The organism is Variovorax sp. NFACC27 (assembly GCF_048301545.1).
GTDB classification, from domain to species: Bacteria; Pseudomonadota; Gammaproteobacteria; order Burkholderiales; family Burkholderiaceae_C; genus Variovorax; species Variovorax gossypii.
This window is the reverse complement of the sequence record NZ_CP157613.1, coordinates 4385320-4403454: the sequence shown is the minus strand read 5'-3', so window position 1 is coordinate 4403454 and position 18135 is coordinate 4385320. Positions and strand designations below refer to the sequence as shown.

The 18135-nt window shown below is 62.4% G+C and carries 17 protein-coding genes; 13 read left to right on the top strand and 4 right to left on the bottom strand.

What is annotated here, in order from left to right:
* Nucleotides 1-140 precede the first annotated feature (140 nt).
* Both ABL840_RS20585 and ABL840_RS20580 read left to right on the top strand, forming a co-directional pair.
* On the top strand, nt 141-827 hold the full coding sequence (locus tag ABL840_RS20585; RefSeq protein WP_093307806.1) for a response regulator transcription factor: 687 nt from the start codon (nt 141-143) through the stop codon (nt 825-827).
* 298 nt (nt 828-1125) lie between these two features.
* The gene (locus ABL840_RS20580) at nt 1126-1833 is read left to right on the top strand and encodes a hypothetical protein (RefSeq protein WP_093307804.1); all 708 of its coding nucleotides are present in this window, start codon (nt 1126-1128) and stop codon (nt 1831-1833) included.
* Between the two features lie 115 nt (nt 1834-1948).
* Here the strand turns inward: ABL840_RS20580 and hisD are convergent, their stop codons facing one another.
* Nucleotides 1949-3256 (bottom strand): histidinol dehydrogenase, encoded by a 1308-nt coding sequence (hisD, locus tag ABL840_RS20575; RefSeq protein ID WP_093307803.1) that lies wholly within the window; start codon nt 3254-3256, stop codon nt 1949-1951.
* A gap of 154 nt (nt 3257-3410) precedes the next feature.
* Nucleotides 3411-4241: a helix-turn-helix domain-containing protein gene (locus ABL840_RS20570; RefSeq protein ID WP_093307801.1), complete on the bottom strand. Its 831-nt coding sequence runs from the start codon at nt 4239-4241 to the stop codon at nt 3411-3413.
* A gap of 256 nt (nt 4242-4497) precedes the next feature.
* Here ABL840_RS20570 and ABL840_RS20565 point away from each other — a divergent pair, with 256 nt between their 5' ends.
* From ABL840_RS20565 to ABL840_RS20540, 6 genes are all read left to right on the top strand, one after another.
* Nucleotides 4498-5577: an ABC transporter substrate-binding protein gene (locus ABL840_RS20565; protein ID WP_093307799.1), complete on the top strand. Its 1080-nt coding sequence runs from the start codon at nt 4498-4500 to the stop codon at nt 5575-5577.
* Nucleotides 5578-5588: 11 nt separating this feature from the next.
* Nucleotides 5589-6743, top strand: coding sequence for an ABC transporter ATP-binding protein (locus ABL840_RS20560; protein ID WP_093307798.1), 1155 nt, complete (start codon nt 5589-5591; stop codon nt 6741-6743).
* Entirely contained in the window at nt 6740-8488 is a 1749-nt protein-coding gene (locus tag ABL840_RS20555; protein WP_093307796.1) for an ABC transporter permease subunit, read from the top strand. The genes ABL840_RS20560 and ABL840_RS20555 overlap by 4 nt, the downstream gene beginning before the upstream one ends.
* 14 nt (nt 8489-8502) lie before the next feature.
* Nucleotides 8503-9744: an NAD(P)/FAD-dependent oxidoreductase gene (locus tag ABL840_RS20550; protein ID WP_093307794.1), complete on the top strand. Its 1242-nt coding sequence runs from the start codon at nt 8503-8505 to the stop codon at nt 9742-9744.
* A 19-nt stretch (nt 9745-9763) separates the two neighbouring features.
* The gene (locus ABL840_RS20545; protein WP_143043041.1) at nt 9764-10456 is read left to right on the top strand and encodes a GntR family transcriptional regulator; all 693 of its coding nucleotides are present in this window, start codon (nt 9764-9766) and stop codon (nt 10454-10456) included.
* Between the two features lie 94 nt (nt 10457-10550).
* Nucleotides 10551-10907, top strand: coding sequence for a RidA family protein (locus ABL840_RS20540; protein ID WP_093307791.1), 357 nt, complete (start codon nt 10551-10553; stop codon nt 10905-10907).
* A gap of 116 nt (nt 10908-11023) precedes the next feature.
* On the opposite strand, the gene ABL840_RS20535 is transcribed toward ABL840_RS20540, so the two are convergent.
* The gene (locus ABL840_RS20535; RefSeq protein ID WP_093307789.1) at nt 11024-11893 is read right to left on the bottom strand and encodes a MurR/RpiR family transcriptional regulator; all 870 of its coding nucleotides are present in this window, start codon (nt 11891-11893) and stop codon (nt 11024-11026) included.
* Nucleotides 11894-12416: 523 nt separating this feature from the next.
* Here ABL840_RS20535 and ABL840_RS20530 point away from each other — a divergent pair.
* From ABL840_RS20530 to ABL840_RS20510, 5 genes are read left to right on the top strand one after another with little or no spacing between them, the layout of a single operon-like run.
* Nucleotides 12417-13769 (top strand): aspartate aminotransferase family protein, encoded by a 1353-nt coding sequence (locus ABL840_RS20530; protein ID WP_093307787.1) that lies wholly within the window; start codon nt 12417-12419, stop codon nt 13767-13769.
* A gap of 55 nt (nt 13770-13824) precedes the next feature.
* Complete coding sequence (locus ABL840_RS20525; protein ID WP_418115951.1) at nt 13825-14802, top strand: amino acid ABC transporter substrate-binding protein; 978 nt, start codon at nt 13825-13827, stop codon at nt 14800-14802.
* Nucleotides 14803-14859: 57 nt separating this feature from the next.
* Nucleotides 14860-15588 (top strand): amino acid ABC transporter permease, encoded by a 729-nt coding sequence (locus ABL840_RS20520; protein ID WP_093307783.1) that lies wholly within the window; start codon nt 14860-14862, stop codon nt 15586-15588.
* Nucleotides 15589-15596: 8 nt separating this feature from the next.
* A complete protein-coding gene (locus ABL840_RS20515) occupies nt 15597-16280 on the top strand; it encodes an amino acid ABC transporter permease (protein WP_093307781.1) in 684 nt (227 codons plus the stop codon).
* 19 nt (nt 16281-16299) lie between these two features.
* Nucleotides 16300-17043, top strand: coding sequence for an amino acid ABC transporter ATP-binding protein (locus ABL840_RS20510; protein ID WP_093307816.1), 744 nt, complete (start codon nt 16300-16302; stop codon nt 17041-17043).
* A gap of 583 nt (nt 17044-17626) precedes the next feature.
* Here ABL840_RS20510 and ABL840_RS20505 read toward each other — a convergent pair.
* Nucleotides 17627-18094, bottom strand: a complete 468-nt coding sequence (locus ABL840_RS20505) for a MarR family winged helix-turn-helix transcriptional regulator (RefSeq protein WP_093307777.1) — start codon at nt 18092-18094, stop codon at nt 17627-17629.
* Nucleotides 18095-18135: the final 41 nt, after the last annotated feature.

Here is an 18135-nt window from a genome sequence, read left to right as displayed (position 1 = left end):
AACTTCGCCGTCGCCCATGCCGCTGTGCTTGCGCTCGTGGTGGGCGTCTTTCTGTTGGATGGCTGCGCGCACAAGCAAGCCGACACGCCCCCGAATGCTTCGGATACAGCGGCTTCGGCACCTGCAGAGGGCCCCAACCCATGAATGTCCTGTTGCTCAAATCCGAACACGCGAGGTACGACGAGTTCGGTGGCATGCTCGGAAGATGCGGCTTCACCGTCGATGTGCTCGACCCTTGCGATGCTCGTGCGCGGCTTGTCGCGGGCAAGCCGTACGCGCTGATCCTTGTCGACGCCGTGCAACCGACGGCGGCCCATGTGGCGATACGTTCCGTCCGGCGCAGCAGCAGTGCACCGCTGCTGGTGCTGACGCAAAGAGACCCGGTGGCCGAACGCCTGGAAGGACTGGCGCAGGGCGTGACCGAGTACCTGGTCAAGCCGTGTGCACCCGCCGATCTGGTGGAGCGCGCTTGGGCGCTAGCGTCCGGCGATCGCTACCTGAAGGGGGGCGTGGTGCGGCTGGCGGACCTGGCCATCGACCGCGCAAGCGGCAAGGCCTTTCGTCAGGGCGTCGATCTCAGCCTCAGTTCGACGCTCTTCGAGCTTCTGGACGTGCTGATGGCGCACAGGGGGCAGGTGTTGTCGCGCGCGGAGCTGATCAAGACCGTGTGGGGATCAAGCACCAGCGAAAGGGACAACTTGGTCACGGTGGGCGTTCTGAGGCTTCGCCAGAAACTCGACGATCCGTTCCCCTTGAAGCTGCTTCACACGGTGCGCGGCCGAGGGTATGTATTGAAGCTGTTCAACGATCAGGTGCACGTGCTGTGAAGCTTCAATAGCTCGTGCCCCGATCTGCGGCAGCGAGCCGAGGACCGCTGGGGCGGCAGCCTCCACGACGAAGGGGGCGCGCATGGCGGCAGGGTTGTGACTCGCGCGCATTGCAAGATGGCTCCAGGCAATCCGTGCTTGGCTTGCTCGCGGATCGATCTAGCAGACCGTCGCCGACGCACGAGTACCGATGCTTCGGTTGCCCTGCACCAGCGGTTGGGTACCATTTCCCGGTGCTGCGCTGCATCCACGGCGCGTCCGGTTTCGTTGGATGGCTACATGCCAAGAAGGATGGAACATGGCGGCGTTCTTCATCGAGATGGGCCAGGGCATTCTGGCTCCTGGATACGATTCCAGGACGCGCAAAGGTGATTTGCGCGTGACGACTTCGAATCTGTATTCGTGCGCGCTCATTGGCGGGTACAACGTCCATACCGGATGGGCAGGCGCTTTTCACTATCCCGCAGGAGAGCTGAGCTCGATCACGCCGGAGGAGGTCATGTGGAAAACGTCTTACAGGGGCTACGACAGCGAGATCGAGGACTTGGATTGGTCCCTGGGGAATCTGGCGGAAATCAAAAGAAGAGTTGAGTGCGGAGTCAGGACGATTGAAGGGTTGCTCTCCTGGATTCAAACCCTGCGACCGACGGCGTGCACGGTGATGGAGGGGCGCATGTGTGAATCGCAGGATATGGACAGGCTCCGGGTCTTCCTGGAGGGCCACGGGAGGATCGGCGTGAAGCGCCTGCGGGCTGCGGGCGGCGAGGTCGCGATGAGGTCCTCCAGCGACAAGCCCTTGAAGGTGGCCTTGCTGGGCGAGTTTCTTGGCCCCGTCGGGTTTCATCCTCGGCTCGATGTTCAGTATTTCCCAACGGGCCGTCATTACTTCACCGACCCGCAGAAGAAGTTCATCCTGGTCGGCCACAACGTGACCGCCAAGATCGCAAGCTGGGGGAAAAAGAGGAGGGCAGCGAAGCGGCGTGAAGAACAGCGTGCCGGGGCATGAGATGGAAGTGCTTTCGCTGCGCCGGCCAAGGCTTCAACAGGTCCGTTCTTTTTCCCCGTCGCCGACGTCGTGTGGCCGCGGGCAGAACTGATCGAGCGTCTGGACGATCAGCGGGTCAAGGCGCGGCGTGACCGTAGGGGATGGTCTGGTGGCCATAGCGGCGTACGCGAATGTTCGCTTGCTCGCCGTGGCCGGTGAAATGCTCGAGGGCACACAGACGCGAGCAGTACTCGCCGATCATGGCCGATGCTTCGTCGGTCGTGACCCGCTGGTAGGTGCATGTCTTGAGGAACTTTCCGACCCACAGGCCGCCGGTGTAGCGCGCGGCACCCGAGGTGGGAAGCGTGTGGTTGGTGCCGATGACCTTGTCGCCGTAGGCAACGTTGGTGCGAGCGCCGAGGAACAGAGCCCCGTAGTTTTGCAGACGCTCGAGGAAGTAGTCCGGGTCGCGGGTCATGACCTGCACGTGCTCGGACGCAATCCGATCGGCCTCGCGAAGCATCTCTTCGTCGGTTTCGCACACGATGATCTCGCCGTGGTTGTCCCATGCGACCCGTGCGATGGGGGCGGTGTCGAGCTTCTCGAGCATGAGCTCAATCTGTGCCAGTGTGTCCCGCGCCAGTTTCTCCGAAGTGGTGACGAGTACGGCGGGTGAGGTCGGCCCATGCTCGGCCTGCCCCAGCAGGTCGGTGGCAACCAGCTCCCCGTCCACGCTATCGTCCGCCACGATCAGCGTTTCGGTGGGACCCGCGATCAGGTCGATGCCGATCTTGCCAAACAGCTGACGCTTTGCCTCGGCCACGTAGGCGTTGCCCGGGCCGACAATCATGTCCACGGCCGGAAACTCGCCGACGCCCAGGGCCATGGCTGCGATCGCTTGAACCCCGCCAATGCAGTAGATCTCGTCCGCGCCTGCAAAGTGGATGGCGGCGATGACGGCTGCGCTTGGCTTTCCCTCGTAGGGGGGCGACACGGCGATGACGCGCCTGACGCCCGCCACCTTCGCGGTGACCACACCCATGTGTGCCGATGCGACCAGCGGGTACTTGCCGCTCGGGATGTAGCACCCGACGGTGCCTACCGGAACGTGGCGGTGACCAAGGACGACGCCCGGCAACGTTTCGACTTCGACATCGAGCATCGAGGCACGTTGGTGTTCCGCGAACTTGCGCACCTGTGCTTGCGCGAACTTGATGTCCGCGACCTGCTGCGGCGTGAGTTCGGCGATGCAGGCCTCGATCTGCGCCTGACCGAGGCGGAAGCTTTCTGGTGCCCATTTGTCGAACCTGCCGGAGTATTCGCGCAGCGCGTCTGCGCCGCGTGCTGCGATGTCGCTGATCATGCTCTCGACAGTCGAGCGCACGTGGGCATTGTCGGCTTCACCTGTAGGTTCGGTGGTGGGGGATTTGAGGATGTAGGACATGCGAGTGGAGATGAAGGTTGGGGGTGTTCGATGGGGCCTCCCACCGATGGACCGAATTGTGGAAGTCCCCTCCCACGCCTTCAATTCGCAACGCATCGCCGGATGACGCAGGTTGACGCACGGCCTGCTTCAAAGTGCGTCACCTGCTGGGCGGTCAGCCTTCGCCGCCGATCAGTGGCTGTCCGGCCGGCCCGCCGAGGTAGCGGCGCACCTCCGGTGGAATGGCGGATGCTTCCATGTCGAGCACCGTTGCGAGTCGCAGATGCTGCCGGCGCAGAGGTGAATCCGCTTCGCGCGCAAGAGCGACCCGGGCCGAGAAAGGCTGCCGATAGGAAGTCGCAGCCACCCCGGTGACGACGCCGAACAAGAATCGCACCGGCGTTCGGTGCTGTGGCGTGAGCACCGTGAAGGTGAGTTCATTCCTCTGCTTGCTCTCGAAATCGACCATGAAGATCCGGTCGCCCATCAGCGTGCAAAAGCCTCTGTAGACAAACGAGAAAGCGGTCCGTGCACCGCCATCGAGCTCGGGGAAGCGCTCGACCGTGACGTACTGCGTCAAACCGTCCCTCTCGAACATCCGCGTGACCGAGCGCAAGACTTTCCCCTTGTAGATGGCCGACTGGTGGTAGCGGAAATACAGGCCATGGAAGGCCTGAAGCTCGGCGCCCGCGGCTTGCGCGATCCGCAGGAGTTCCGAGACACCCGAGAGCTTGACCAGATCCGATGCCGCCTCGTCCAAACCTTCGTAGAACCGCCTGAATGCATCGGCCGGCAACGCGAGATCACTCGCGTCCATGTGAAAGTATTTCGCAATCCTGACGAGGATCCTTTGGGAAGGCACATGCTTTCCGGCGAGGTACTTGTTGAACTGCTGGCGGTTCACACCGACACGCACACAGAACTCCGAGATGGAGTGGAACGACTCGGCGAGCGTGAGCAGGTTCGACGCAATCTGGGGCTGCGGCGAAGAGGGATGCGTGGTCATGGGAACCGTACTCGATCAAACAGGAGCGCTTGACTGTACACAGCGCACGTGCGGTCCAGGAGGGGGCGGCGGGCTTCGGATTGGTGCATGCCGACCCTCGTGAGGCATCGACGACCAGGCCGGAACCGCGCGCTTCTACGAGCTTTCCCCAATATCCCCGAGCGAGAAATCGAAGATACTCTCTTCTGACATGTCAGTTGAATATCTGGCATGTTAATTGCGCCGGCAAGCCACCACACCCACTTTTGGAGCAGTAATGACCAAGTTTTCTGTTGCATCGACGTCAAGGCGCGGCCTCTTGAAAGGCGCGGGCACCGTTGGTCTGGCGACGCTGGCGTTCCCAGCCATCTGGACACCGGCGCATGCCCAGGACAAGCGAATCGTCGTGCGGGATCCAGGAGGCCCCTACGCCGATGGCTTCCGCGAAGCCTTCTATCAACCGTTCAAGGCGGCCACCGGGATCGAAGTCGTCCCGATCGTCGCGCAGGCGGATCCGACCGCTCAGATCAAAGCCATGGTCGATGCCAAGAACTACGCGTGGGACATGGCGCTCCTGAATCGCCAATCGGCCGACGTTCTCACCGACACCAAGACAGGCGTCTATCTCGAAGACGTCAATGTGAGCGCGCCGGAGATCCCTGAAAGATTTCGTTCGCAGTATCTGATCGCCACGCTGGTGCTTCAGACGGTGCTCGCAGTTCGCACCGACAAGTTCAAGGACCGCAAGATGCCCAGCTCATGGGCAGACTTCTTCAACGTCAAGGACTTCCCGGGCCGCCGCGCCATGCGGCGTAACCCGGCTGACACGTTGGAGCAGGCCCTGCTCGCTTCGGGTGTCAAGGGCAACGCCCTCTACCCGCTGGACCTGGACAGGGCATTCTCAAAACTGGACGCCATCAAGAAGGACATCCAGGTGTGGTGGACCGGTGGCGCACAGACCTCGCAGCTGCTCAAGAGTGGGGAGATCGACATGTGCCCGACCTGGAATGCCCGCGCGCAGACGGTCATCGACGAGGGTGGACCCGTGAAGATCATCTGGAACGAAGGGCTTTGGAGCTACGAAGGATTTGCCATCCTGAAGGGCACGCCCAAAGCCAGTGCCTGTCGGGAGTTCATTAAGTTCACTTGCGATGCCAAGCGCCAGGCGGCCTACACCAAGTACCTCGCATACGGACCGTCGAACCCGGAGGCCTACAGGCACATCGATCCCGCGCGCGCGCAAACGCTTCCCGCCTTGCCCGCCAATCTGGTCAATTCGGTACAGCTCGATGGGCGCTACTGGGCATCCAACAAGGATGCCGTCAACGAACGCTTCAACACCTGGCTGCTGAGCTGAGAACCTCCGTCATGTCTGTCATCGCTCAAGTTCACTCCCTCGCCCCGCGCCATGTGCACAGTGTGCCGGCGCCACAAGTCGCGCGCGCCGACGCAGCCAAGCTGCGTGTCGCCGGGATCTCGAAGCGCTACGGGGACACCTTCGCCCTTCGAGAGTCGAACCTCGACATTCAAACTGGCGAGTTCGTGACGCTCCTCGGCCCATCGGGTTCGGGCAAGACAACCCTGCTCATGATGATTGCCGGCCTGGTCACACCCACCGCAGGCGATATCTGGATCGATGGGCGTGCTGCCACCAGGCAGCAGCCGTACGAGCGCGACGTCGGAATGATGTTCCAGAGCTACGCCCTGTTTCCGCACATGACCGTGGGCGAGAACATTGCCTTTCCCTTGAAGATGAAAGGCGCGTCCAAGGAGAGCATCCGCAAAGCCGTGAACGAAGTTCTTGAACAGATCAAGCTTCCCTCCCTGCGCAATCGCTTTCCGGGAGAGCTGTCGGGCGGCCAGCAGCAACGGGTGGCGCTGGCGCGCTCCATCGTGCACCGACCCTCCGTCGTGCTGATGGACGAACCGCTGGCAGCGCTGGACAAGTCGTTGCGGACGCACATGCAACTCGAGATTCGGCAGCTCCAGCAGGCCCTCGGCATCACCGTGCTCTATGTCACGCACGATCAGGAAGAGGCGATGACGATGTCGGACAGGATCTGCCTGATGAACGAGGCGCGAATCGAACAGGTTGCGGCGCCGGCAGAGCTGTATTTCTCCCCCCGATCCGTGTTCGCCGCCGGCTTTCTGGGCGAGTCCAACACATTGGAGGGAGTGATCGAGTCCGTCGAAGGCGAGTCTGCGCTCGTGCGTCATGCAGACACTGTCCTCCGCGGACGTTTGATGAACGACGCATGCGTGGGCGCGCGCTGCAGACTGATGGTGCGGCCCGAGGCGCTGAAGGTTTCGGAAGGACCGTGGGTGGCGCTCGGCAACGTGATCGACGCGCAAGTGACGTCTCATGTCATCGGAGGCGCTCTCGCGCGAACGGTCATGCGCGCCAGGACAGGTGTCGAAATCGTGGCCACCCGCCTCACGGCGCGCAGTGGTGCGCGGCCGCAGGGCGATGTGCGCGTCTCGTTTGCCGAAGAGGACAGTCTCGTCTTCGGAGAAGCATCGTGAGTGCGACCGGCGTAAGCAGCCCGCGGTGGACCGGTGTCGCCTTGCTGTCGCCCGCGATGGTCTTTCTGCTCGCGACCGTGTTCGTGCCCGTCGCACTGCTGATGTTCGCGTCGTTGAACGGGCCTTCCGGTTTCTCGTACTCGTCGTTTGCGCGCCTGGTGAACGCGCCCGTTTACTCGCAAGTGATCGGCCACAGCGCCTTTCTTTCGGCTGCAGCTGCCTCGATCGGCGTCCTGGCGGCCTTCCCCGTCGCAGTCGCACTGGCACGCACGAGCGGAGGCTGGCGCCAACTCCTGATGATTGCCGTGCTGCTGCCCTTCTGGACCAGTTTCCTGGTCCGGACGATAGCCTGGATCGTGGTCCTGGGACGCAACGGCCTGGCCAACAGTGTCCTCCTGTCGCTGGGCGTGACATCGCAACCGCTCGAACTGCTCTACACGAACCTGAGCGTCATCGTCGGCCTGGTCCATGTGCTGCTCCCGCTCGCGATCCTGACCATGTTGCCGGTCATCGAGTCGATGGACCGTCGACTGGTTCCTGCGGCGGCGACATTGGGCGCGCGACCGGGGGTGTCGTTCTTCGTGGTCTACCTCCCCTTGTGCGCCGCCGGGTGCACCGCGGCCTGGTTGACGACATTCGTATCTGCGCTGGGTTTCTTCATCACGCCCGCTCTTCTCGGGTCGCCCAAGCAAACAATGATCGCCCAGATCATCATTCAGCAAGTCCAGGAAATGATGGACTGGGGGCTGGCTGCGGCTCTTTCTCTGGTCACCCTGGCGGCGACCCTTGTCATCTACTGGCTCTATGACAAGTTGGTCGGGCTCTCGAGCCTGGCGGGTGAGGCGGCGAAATCGCAGGGCGGCAAACTCAGCAGGATCCGGGACTTGAAGGATGCCCTCTGTTGGCGGCTTGGCCGCGCAACCGACGCCATGTTGAAGCTGCTTCCAGTGCGCCGGCAGGATGAAGGCAAGGGTGTCCCGTTGACTGCACTGCTGATCCTCTTCCTGGCGATTGCCCCGGTGCTGCTGCTGATCCCCGAGTCGTTCACCACGAGCTCGTTCATCGACTGGCCGCCCAAGGGTTTTACGACGAAGTGGTACGAGGACGTCTTCAACTCGCCGGTGTGGGCTGCGGCGACATGGAGATCCTTGGGCGTCGGCATCGTGGCCGCACTGATTGCCAGCCTGATCGGCATCCCCGCGGCCTTCGCTTTTGCGCATCAGCGCGTACCGGCCCGCTCCTTGATGCTCGGTCTGGTGCTGGCGCCGGTGATCCTGCCGCGCATCATCATCGCCCTCGGCTTGTTCTACGTGCTTTCGCGAATGAACCTGGTGGGCTCATCCTTCGCGCTGGCTGTCGGCCATGCTGCGCTGGCCCTTCCGTATGTGGTCATTACCGTGACGGCGACCCTCAAGTCCTACGACCGGCGACTCGATGCCGCTGCCAGCATTCTGGGGGCGAGAACGGGCGCGCGTCTGTCCCGGGTGACCCTGCCCATCATCATGCCGGGCATCGCTTCGGCGCTGATCTTCGCGTTTGCCACTTCCTTTGATGACTTGACCTTGTCGCTCTTCGTCAGCGGTGGCCTGTTCACGACGTTGCCCAAGCAGATGTGGGACGACGCCTTGCTCAAGGTGAGCCCATCGCTGGCCGCTGTGTCGGTGCTGCTGTTTGCCGGCGTGCTGCTTGTCATGGCCATCGTGTACTTCACCCGTGCAGCGCTCGCCCGTCGGCGGTTCGTGTGAGTTCCGGAGTCGAAATGAACGAAGAAATCGTGGTGATCGGCGCCGGGATCGTGGGGGCCTCGTGTGCTGCCCGCCTGGTGATGGCCGGCAAGAAAGTCGTCATCGTCGACCGGCTCGCACCCGGCGATGCATGCTCCTTCGGCAACGCCGGGGGACTCAGTCCGACGATCAGCTTTCCGCTGGCAACACCGGACATGTACAGGCAGATTCCGGGTTGGCTCACCGACCCGGACGGCCCATTGGTGGTCGACTGGAAGTATCTGCCAAAGGCGGCTCCCTGGCTCCTGCGTTTCCTCCGCGAGGGTTCGCCCGCCCGCTCCGCAGCGGCCGCACAGGGCATGCGCACCATGATGCGGGGGGTGTTCGAAGACTATCAGCCGCTGTTCAAGTTTGCCGGGGCCGAGGCACTCATCCACCGTGTGGGCCAGTTGTACGTGTTCGACACGGACGCCGGTTTCGCGAAGGAGCAAGGAGCCATCAAGGCCCGGCGTGAACTGGGTCTCGCGCAGGAAGTGCTCGACAGCCATGGCATTCGCGACCGCGAGCCCGGGCTGGACGCGAGATTCAAGCACGGCGTCTACTTGCCGACCCACGGCCATTGCGCCAACCCCCAGCGCCTCGTCCAGATGCTGGTCCAGGCTTGCATCGAAGCGGGCGCCCGGTTCGTCTCCGGCAGCGTCAAGGGGGTGGAGCCGGTGGCCGGCGGGGTCCGCGTTCATGGTCTGGGGGAGTCGCTGACTGCAGCGTCGGTCATTCTTGCCGGCGGCGTCTGGTCCAACGAGCTTCTGCGACCGCTCGGCTGCGCCGTTCCATTGGAGAGCCACCGCGGCTACCACGTCCAGTTACCCTACGGCACAGCCAAGCGTCCGTCCAGGAACGTCATGTGGACGGAAATGAAGACGCTCGCGACGCCGATGGACGGAGGTCTGCGAATCGCCGGGACCGCCGAGATCGCAGGGATCCACGCCGAGCCCAACGAGCGGCGCTTCGAACTGCTGCAGCGCATCGCCGGGCAGATGTATGGCGGTCTGGAGCCGCGTGGCGCGACCCGATGGATGGGGCACCGGCCCTGCACGCCCGACTCGCTGCCGGTGATCGGTGCGTTGCCGCGCGATTCGCGGATCATTTGCGCGTTTGGACATGGCCATGTCGGCCTTTCCGGCGCTTCTTTCACCGCACGCGTGGTCAAGGGCATTGTCCTTGGAGAGGATACGCAGCCGGAATGGAAGGCGTTCTCCCCGCAACGCTACCTCTGAGAGCTGATTGGAAAAGAACATGCTACCCACACTCGACATTGCCGATGAATCCCTGCCGTTGCAGGAGAGACTGTTCGAAGACATCAAGCGAAGAATCATCACCTGCGAGCTCCTGCCGGGGGCGGAAGTGTCCGAGAGTTCGGTGTCGACCGCGTACGGCATCTCGAAGGCGCCTGTGCGCAGCGCGTTGTCCAGGCTGAAAGAGGCCGGCTGGTTGCAGAGTCTTCCGCGGCGCAGTCATGTGGTGACGCCATTGAAGATCAGCGACGTCAACGAAATCTACGATGCACGGGCCTTGATCGAACCCGAGACCGCTCGACTGGCGGCAGGGAACGTTTCGCGCTCGTACCTGCTGGCGCTCGACGGCGCCTGCGCGCGCGCCTACGACTTGGATGACGCCAATGCAAAGCGCGAATTCCTGCTGGCCAATGCCGCGTTCCACGTCGGCATCGCCAAGGCGTGCGGAAACGCACGTCTGTGCAACATCCTCGCGCAACTGCACGAGGAGTCGCTGCGAGTGCTGTACCTGAGCGTCAGTGTTGCCCAGCGGTCCAAGTCCTGGAAGACCGGACATCAACTGATGATCGAGATGCTGCTGCACGGCGACGGAGTCGGAGCGGCCAAGGAAACGCGCGAGGGCATCGAAAGAAGTCGCGCGGCGGTTCTGGACGCGCTGGCTCGCCAGAAGCATTTGCTGAAAAGCGGTTCCTGAACTTGCTTCGCTTGCGAAGCATTCTGCGTGCCAAGTGGCACCGCAGTGTCCCCGCGCGCGTGTCGCGCGTCATCTTCAACCTGACTGAACTTCTATGACTGACATTTCCCGTATCAACGTCGGCGTTCGCCTGTCCGACGTTTCCATCTTCAACAACGTCGCATACCTCGCGGGGCAGGTGCCACGCAAGACCATTGACGAGGGGATCAAGGAACAAACCGCCGAGGTTCTTGCAACGATCGACGATCTGCTGGAGAAGGCCGGCAGCGACAAGAGCCGCATCTTGTCCTGTCAGATCTTCCTGAAGGACATCAACCAGATTGCCGAAATGAACTCCGTCTGGGACCTTTGGATCCCCAAAGGGCACTGCCCGTCTCGCGCGACGGTCCAGGCATCGATGGCCAATCCAAAGACCGGCATCGAGATCGTGATCGCGGCTGCGCTGCGATAGCCCGGCAGGACAGCCTCGAGGCGGTCCAGGGCGATTCACCGTGTACCTGTTGCACGAATCGAACCGCCCTGGCTGTCAACCTCAACATGCGCGAGCGCGGCCCGCGTGGCCGTGCCCTACTGGCGCACGTAGACCCCGAACTGCCGCAGCTGCGCCTCGCTGTTGGTCACCTCCGTGAGCGTGTCCTCGCCGCCGCTGCTGACCATCAACTGCGCAAGGGTGTGCGCAACCGCCATGTGTGGTACCACCGAGGGAAACACCGCAAGATTGCCGTTGGGGGCCAGTATCGTGATGGTTGCCTTCGAGGCAACGGGTGAAACCGTGCTGTCCGAGATGGCGATCAGTGTCGCGCCGCGCTCGATCGCGAGCGTGGTCGCCTGCACGCTGATGACCGTGTATGGCGACGACGTGAAGCAAACGAAGACGTCGTTCTTGTCGATGCGGCGCAACTCGTCTGCAACTGTTCCGCCCGTGCCGTGCACCAGGGTCACACCCTTTCGGAAGGACGACAGGACGTAGTGGAAGTAGTAGGCCGCAGAGAACAAACTGCGAACACCAAGGATATAGACGTTCGTTGCCTTGGAAAGCGCTTGCTGCGCTCTGATCCAGGACCGCTGGTTCTCTGAGGCCAGTGTCTTGTCGAGGTTGACCAGCTCCGTGTGCAGGAAATCCGCCAGGGACTTCCCCGTGCCTTCGTTCCTCGATCGGTTTCGCAACTGGATGGTGCGGCTGACGAGACCCGAATCCTGGCGGGTCAGCCAGTCGATGTAGACGGCCTTGAAGGCCTCGTAGTTGTCGAATCCCAGTTCCCGCGCAAGTCGCAGCATCGAGGCCGGTTGCAGGCCGGCGTTGCCCGCGACCGAGCGCATGGATTGCAGCGCGATCTCCTTGGGCGAATCGAGCACGTAGCGAGCAGCCGCCTTGATCTTGGGGGGCATGGCGGAGAAGCGGTCCTCGATCAGCGCCTCAAGTTCTTCTTTGTTCATTTCTATGAGCCCGGTCACGGCGCCGACGACGGAGGTGCAGTCCCGGTCCCTGCGCCCCATGACGGCGCAAAAAATTGAGCAAATGTTCCAAATCGGGTGAGTGGCTGCACCAATGTCGTCCCGCCAAAGGAGCCAACGATACCACTCATCACCTGCTTCATCCGGCTGATGCCGCTGGAGGATGGCCCGTCCAGCCCGAGCTGGCAAGGGTTTACACCCAGATAAAACACTTGGTCCGAATATTGCCTTGATTAAACATGTGATCTACCATCAAAGAAAATGCAACGGTTGTTCAATTTGCTCGCTAGACCCGCTCGCCCGTGCCGATGAGCAGAGGAGCGCGTCAATCAGAGATGCCCCGGCGAGCGGGCGCATGCCTGGCGGTCGCAAGGGGCAACCGAGCTTCGTAGTTCACATCGCTGCCGATCGGCTGCCACACGATCCAGGTGTGCGTCGAAGGCAAGGAAGCAGTCACGCGCCGCACTGCAAGCGACAACGCGGCATCGCAACAGGAAGACGTTCAATGGACAGCGCAACTCATATCTTTCACCGCCACCTCCATCACCAGTATCCGACCGCGGTCAGCGGGAAGGGCATCTACATTCGCGATGCATCGGGGAAGGAATACATCGATGCGTCCGGAGGGGCCGCGGTGTCGTGTCTCGGGCATGGGCACCCGGACGTGATTGCGGCGATCCATGCGCAGGTCGACAAGCTTGCCTATGCCCACACCGCGTTCTTCAGCACTGAAGTGGCGGAAGAGCTGGCGCACCAGCTCATCCGCGCCACTCCGCCTGCTGCGGACTTCAGTCACGTCTATTTCGTCAGTGGCGGATCCGAAGCGGTCGAGGCCGCACTGAAGATGGCTCGCCAGTACTTCATCGAAATCGGCCAGCCGCAACGCAAGCGCTTCATCGCGCGTCGGCAGAGCTACCACGGCAACACCCTCGGTGCGCTGGCGGTCGGTGGCAACAAATGGCGGCGCGCCCAGTTCGAGCCCTTGCTGATCGATGTCACCCACGTTTCGCCTTGCTATGCGTACCGTGAGAAGCAGCCGGCCGAGAGCGAAGTCCAGTACGGGCAACGACTGGCCAAGGAGCTGGAGGACGCCATCCTTGCCGAAGCGCCCGACTCGGTGATCGCATTCGTGGCCGAGACCGTGGGCGGCGCGACCTCCGGCGTCATCGCGCCTGTTCCCGGATATCTCGCCAGCGTGCGTCAGGTGTGCGACAAGTACGGCGTCTTGCTGATACTCGACGAGGTCATGTGCGGCATGGGGCGCACCGGCACGCTGCACGCCTGGGAGCAGGAAGGCGGCGTCGTGCCCGATATTCAGACGATCGCGAAGGGCTTGGGGGGCGGGTATCAACCCATTGGTGCCGTCCTGGCAGGCCGGCGGGTCGTCGACGCAATCGGCAAGGGTTCCGGTTTCTTCCACCACGGGCATACCTACCTCGGCCATGCGACCGCCTGTGCCGCAGCCCTCGCTGTCCAGCAGGTCATTCAGCGCGAGGGCCTGCTTGGCCAGGTGCGATCCCGCGGAAAGTTCTTCGCGGACCTGTTGGCCGCGAGGTTCGACAACCATGACTTCGTCGGCGATGTGCGAGGGCGAGGGTTCTTCATGGGCGTTGAGCTCGTCAAGGACCGGCAAGAGAAGACGCCTTTCGATCCCAAGCTTTCCTTGAACGCACGCATCAAGAAGGAGGCGATGGCGCGTGGTCTGGCCTGCTACCCGGCCGGCGGGACCGTGGACGGGAAAGTCGGCGATCACGTCATGCTTGCGCCGCCGTTCATTGCCACCGAGAGCGAGCTGACCATGATCGTGGATCGGCTGGCCGATTCGATCGATGCGGCCATCGCATCCTGCAATCCATGACCGCGCACCGCCCGTGTCTTGTTCGATCGGGCAGCGAAGGGGGCCGACAACAGCCGTGACCGCAGACCTCCCCCAGGTGAGTTGGCGCCAGGCGCCACTCTTCTTCCACCGAGCACCCCCACTCAATCCTAGGATAGACATGAAAACACGCTCCTCCTTTCTGGTCCTGGCCTGCTCCCTGGCCATCGCCTGTTCGGCATCCGCGCAAGCATTGACGGGCACCTTGAAGAAGATCAAGGACACCGGGTCGATCACGCTTGGCGTTCGCGAGTCTTCGATTCCGATGGCCTACCTCGATGACAAGCAGCAGCCTGTCGGCTATGCGGTCGACATCTGCAAGAAGATCGTCGAAGCGATCAAGGTCCAGCTGGCGATCCCCAACCTCAAGGTCGAGTACCAGCCGGCCAACTCCTCGAACCGGATCGCGCTGGTGACGAACGGCACCATGGATCTCGAATGCGCATCCACCAGCAATCTGGTCGAGCGCCAGAAGCTCGTTGCGTTCTCGGTCACGCACTTCGTCTCCAACATCCGCGCGATCGTGCGTGCGGACTCGCCCTATACCAGCCTGAAGTCGCTCAACGGCAAGCCGATCGCCCTGATCACCGGAATGACGGCAATTCCGATGCTGCAGAAGTTCGCGACCGAGAACCAGGTGAACTTCGAGCGCGTCTACGGCAAGGACGTCGCCGAGTCGTTCCTGCTGTTCCAGACCAAGCGCGCGGAAGCGTTCGTCTTCGATGACGTGTTGCTGGCATCCATGGCGGCCAATACCGGAGACGCCAAGGCGTTCCGGATTCTGGACGACACGCTGCGCTCGGAGCCCAATGCCTTGATGTTCCGCAAGGACGACCCGGCGTTCAAGAAGGTCGTGGACGACACCATCGTCGGCCTCATCAAGTCGGGCGAGATCGAAAAGATCTACGCCAAGTGGTTCCTGCAGCCGATTCCCCCGAAGAACATCAACCTGAACTTCCCGATCTCGAAGGAACTCAAGGAAGCCTTTGCCAAGCCCAACGACAGCGGAATCTAAAGAGAAGAGAGGCGAAGAAGACCCGGTCTTCTTCGCCGAAGCAAAGAAGAGGACCGAATGATGCTAGACCTAAACTGGAATTTCCTGTTCGAGCCTGACCCCAGTTCCGGCGACCTCATTTGGAAAATGATCGGCACGGGCCTGGGCAACACTTTGAAGTTGTCCATCACCGCATGGATCATCGCCATGGGGCTGGGTATCACGATCGGCGCGGTCAGAACCAGCAAGACAAAGACGCTCGCCAAATTGGGGGATGCCTTCGCAGAGTTTTTCCGGAACATCCCATTGATCGTTCAGATGTTCCTGTGGTTCTTCGTCGTGCCCAGCTGGATCCCCGCCCTCAAGGGCGTCGACTACTCGACGTACCAGTTCATCTCGGCCGTCCTGGCCCTTGGCCTGTTCACCGCTGCGCGGGTATCGGAGCAGATTCGGGCGGCCATTCTGGCGATGCCCCGAGGCCAGCGCGCGGCCGGCGAAGCCCTGGGCCTGCGCGGAACTCAGGTCTATCGCTACGTCTTGCTTCCCATGGCATTGCGAATCTGCATTCCGTCTTTGACCAGCGACACGATGAGCCTCATCAAGAACTCCACCGTGGCGCTCACGATCGGCTATGCCGAACTCATGTTTCGCAGCGTCAAGGAGGTGGCCGAGACCAACTTCCGCTTCTTCGAGGTCTACGCCATCCTGACGATCCTCTACATCGGGGTCTCGATGATGGCGAACAGGGTCATGCGCTACGTCGAAGGCCGCGTCGCCGTACCTGGATACATCACTTTCAAGGCATAGGGCGCCGAATGGACTACTTCAATACCGAAGCGCTTCTGCGCGGGCTGCCGTACCTTTGGTCCGGCCTCCAGTACACGCTCCTGCTGACCGTCGTCGCTTCGACCATGGGAATCTTTCTCGGCTGCCTGCTGGCGCTTGCGCGTCTCTCGTCCTCGAAGGTCCTCTCCAGGTCGGCGGCCGTCTATGTGGACTTCATGCGCTCGACGCCGTTGGTGCTGGTCATCTTCTGGGTGTTCTTCGTCGGACCGCTGGTGCTGCAAGTCGTCACCGGCGAGGAGCGGCCCGTGTCCATCGGTGCGAATGTCACGGCCTTCGTGACGTTCTCCATCTTCGAGGCTGCCTATTTCTCCGAGATCATTCGCTCCGGGATCCAGGGCATCCCTCGAGGCCAGATTCATGCGGCACAGGCGATGGGGCTCGGGTATGGCCAATCCATGCGTTTCATCATCCTGCCGCAAGCGTTCAGGCGCGTTCTGCCCGTGCTCCTGACCCAGATCGTCAATCTCTTCCAGGATACCTCGCTCGTCTACGTGATCTCGGCGACTGATTTTCTGGGCGCCGCATCGAAGCTCGCGCAGCGCGATGGTGCGATCACCACGATGTATGTGTTCGTCGCCATCGTCTATTTCGTCGTTTGCTACGCGCTGTCAAAGCTGACGAGACGATTGCATCTCAGGTACGCGAGCTTCTGAACGAGGAAACGGTATGTCGATGATTGAAATTGAGAATGTCTCCAAGTGGTACGGAAGCTTCCAGGTCCTGAACAACTGCTCGCTCGAACTCGACAAGGGGGATGTCGTGGTGGTGTGCGGTCCTTCGGGATCCGGGAAATCCACGTTGATCAAAACGGTCAATGGCCTCGAAGCCATTCAGAAAGGCAGCATTCGGTTCGGTGGCGAATGCGTGACCGACCTGAAGAACAAGGCCCTGAATCTGCCGCGCATCAGATCCAAGGTCGGCATGGTCTTTCAGCACTTTGAACTCTTCCCGCACCTGTCGGTGGTCGAGAACATCTGCCTTGCCCAGACGAAGGTGCTGGGACGAACGCGCGAGCTGTCGCAGTACAAGGCGGGCCTCATGCTGGACCGCGTCGGTCTGAGGGCGCATCTCGACAAGTACCCAGGGCAGCTGTCCGGCGGGCAACAACAGCGCGTCGCCATTGCACGTGCGCTGGCGATGGATCCTCTGGCGATGCTCTTCGACGAGCCGACTTCCGCGCTGGACCCCGAGATGGTCAACGAAGTCCTGGACGTCATGATCGAGTTGGCGAGAGAAGGCATGACCATGATGGTGGTGACCCATGAGATGGGGTTTGCCCGAAAAGTGGCCAACCGTGTCGTCTTCATGGACCATGGTGCGATCGTCGAGGACGTCTCCGCTGCCGATTTCTTCGGCAAGCCGAAGGAACGCAGCGAACGGGCCGAGCAGTTTCTTTCGAAGATCCTTGCCCATTGAACAGGCACGTGGCCTGGAAGTGAACGGGTCGACGATCCGCGCGACTGGCGTCCACGGTGTTCGATGGCGTGTGCGGCGGTGCGCACTGTCCCGAGTCTCGGGCCGCAACCTCGCGATGGGCATGGGGACCTTGCTGCTGAAGGATGCGCATCCGGGGCGTTGTCCGGGCGCCGCTTTCGGAGAGGTCGCTGCGCAGGACCGGCGAACGAGCGCTCCTGAGGGTCACCTCATCCGAGGATGGGGCCGAGCAAGCTGTTGCGGAATCGCGAGCATTGAACGCCGGCAGCATGTGCTCGCAGCTCGTCGTCTGCGCACCCCAGGCGAACCGGGTCGGCGATGACCGGAACGGTCAGCTCGAGCGCTGCGGGCGACAGGTCCCAGGCGATGTCGTGACGACGCCCCGGGGTCATGGGCTTGTCGCCATGACTTCCAGAGGGCGGTGGGGTGCATGGCCAGGCCTGCCTCGACGGAATCGGCCGCATCGGCCTCGCGGACGCACCGATCCAGTGGCCCGCGGCCGATGCGGGATCGGGCGGGGCGGAGCGCGCGACGAGTGCTGCGCCAAGGCCGGCCCTGGGGCTGCTCACGCACCATTTGCGCCATCCGCCGCCGCATAGCGCGCGATGTCGTCGAGAAGGATGTTCATGGCCGGTGCGCCGACCTCTTGGGTCATCTCGCGCTGGGCATGCACGATGGCGCGCCCGAACGCGTCCAGCCACACCAATCCCGCGCGGGTGAAGCGCACGACGCGGGCACGCCCGTCGGCTGGATCCGGCACGCGTTCGACCAGTCCCAGCGTTTCGCACTGGTCGATCAATTCCGTCATCGCGGCATTGGTCATGGCCGCGCGTCGGGCGAGTTCGGTGATGCGCGTGCCCTCGAGGTCCAGATGGCGCGTCAGGTTCACGTGAGAGCGCCGGGTTTGCGATTGCCCCGCTTCATGCATGAGTTCCATGACGCGGTCTTCGAAACGGCGCAGCGCGTTGTCAAGCACGCGGCCCGGGTTGTGGTGTCGCCAGCGGTAGGCCCGCGGCAGGGCGGAGTTGGTCATGGTACTTCCCCTAATGGTGACGGCTAATTGCTTAGGTAACC

Bases quoted from the DNA above. Each gene is read 5' to 3' on its own strand.
- ABL840_RS20585 (WP_093307806.1), top strand. From the start codon at position 141: ATGAATGTCCTGTTGCTCAAATCCGAACACGCGAGGTACGACGAGTTC.
- ABL840_RS20580 (WP_093307804.1), top strand. From the start codon at position 1,126: ATGGCGGCGTTCTTCATCGAGATGGGCCAGGGCATTCTGGCTCCTGGA.
- hisD (WP_093307803.1), bottom strand. From the start codon at position 3,256: ATGTCCTACATCCTCAAATCCCCCACCACCGAACCTACAGGTGAAGCC.
- ABL840_RS20570 (WP_093307801.1), bottom strand. From the start codon at position 4,241: ATGACCACGCATCCCTCTTCGCCGCAGCCCCAGATTGCGTCGAACCTG.
- ABL840_RS20565 (WP_093307799.1), top strand. From the start codon at position 4,498: ATGACCAAGTTTTCTGTTGCATCGACGTCAAGGCGCGGCCTCTTGAAA.
- ABL840_RS20560 (WP_093307798.1), top strand. From the start codon at position 5,589: ATGTCTGTCATCGCTCAAGTTCACTCCCTCGCCCCGCGCCATGTGCAC.
- ABL840_RS20550 (WP_093307794.1), top strand. From the start codon at position 8,503: ATGAACGAAGAAATCGTGGTGATCGGCGCCGGGATCGTGGGGGCCTCG.
- ABL840_RS20545 (WP_143043041.1), top strand. From the start codon at position 9,764: ATGCTACCCACACTCGACATTGCCGATGAATCCCTGCCGTTGCAGGAG.
- ABL840_RS20540 (WP_093307791.1), top strand. From the start codon at position 10,551: ATGACTGACATTTCCCGTATCAACGTCGGCGTTCGCCTGTCCGACGTT.
- ABL840_RS20535 (WP_093307789.1), bottom strand. From the start codon at position 11,893: ATGAACAAAGAAGAACTTGAGGCGCTGATCGAGGACCGCTTCTCCGCC.
- ABL840_RS20530 (WP_093307787.1), top strand. From the start codon at position 12,417: ATGGACAGCGCAACTCATATCTTTCACCGCCACCTCCATCACCAGTAT.
- ABL840_RS20520 (WP_093307783.1), top strand. From the start codon at position 14,860: ATGATGCTAGACCTAAACTGGAATTTCCTGTTCGAGCCTGACCCCAGT.
- ABL840_RS20515 (WP_093307781.1), top strand. From the start codon at position 15,597: ATGGACTACTTCAATACCGAAGCGCTTCTGCGCGGGCTGCCGTACCTT.
- ABL840_RS20510 (WP_093307816.1), top strand. From the start codon at position 16,300: ATGATTGAAATTGAGAATGTCTCCAAGTGGTACGGAAGCTTCCAGGTC.
- ABL840_RS20505 (WP_093307777.1), bottom strand. From the start codon at position 18,094: ATGACCAACTCCGCCCTGCCGCGGGCCTACCGCTGGCGACACCACAAC.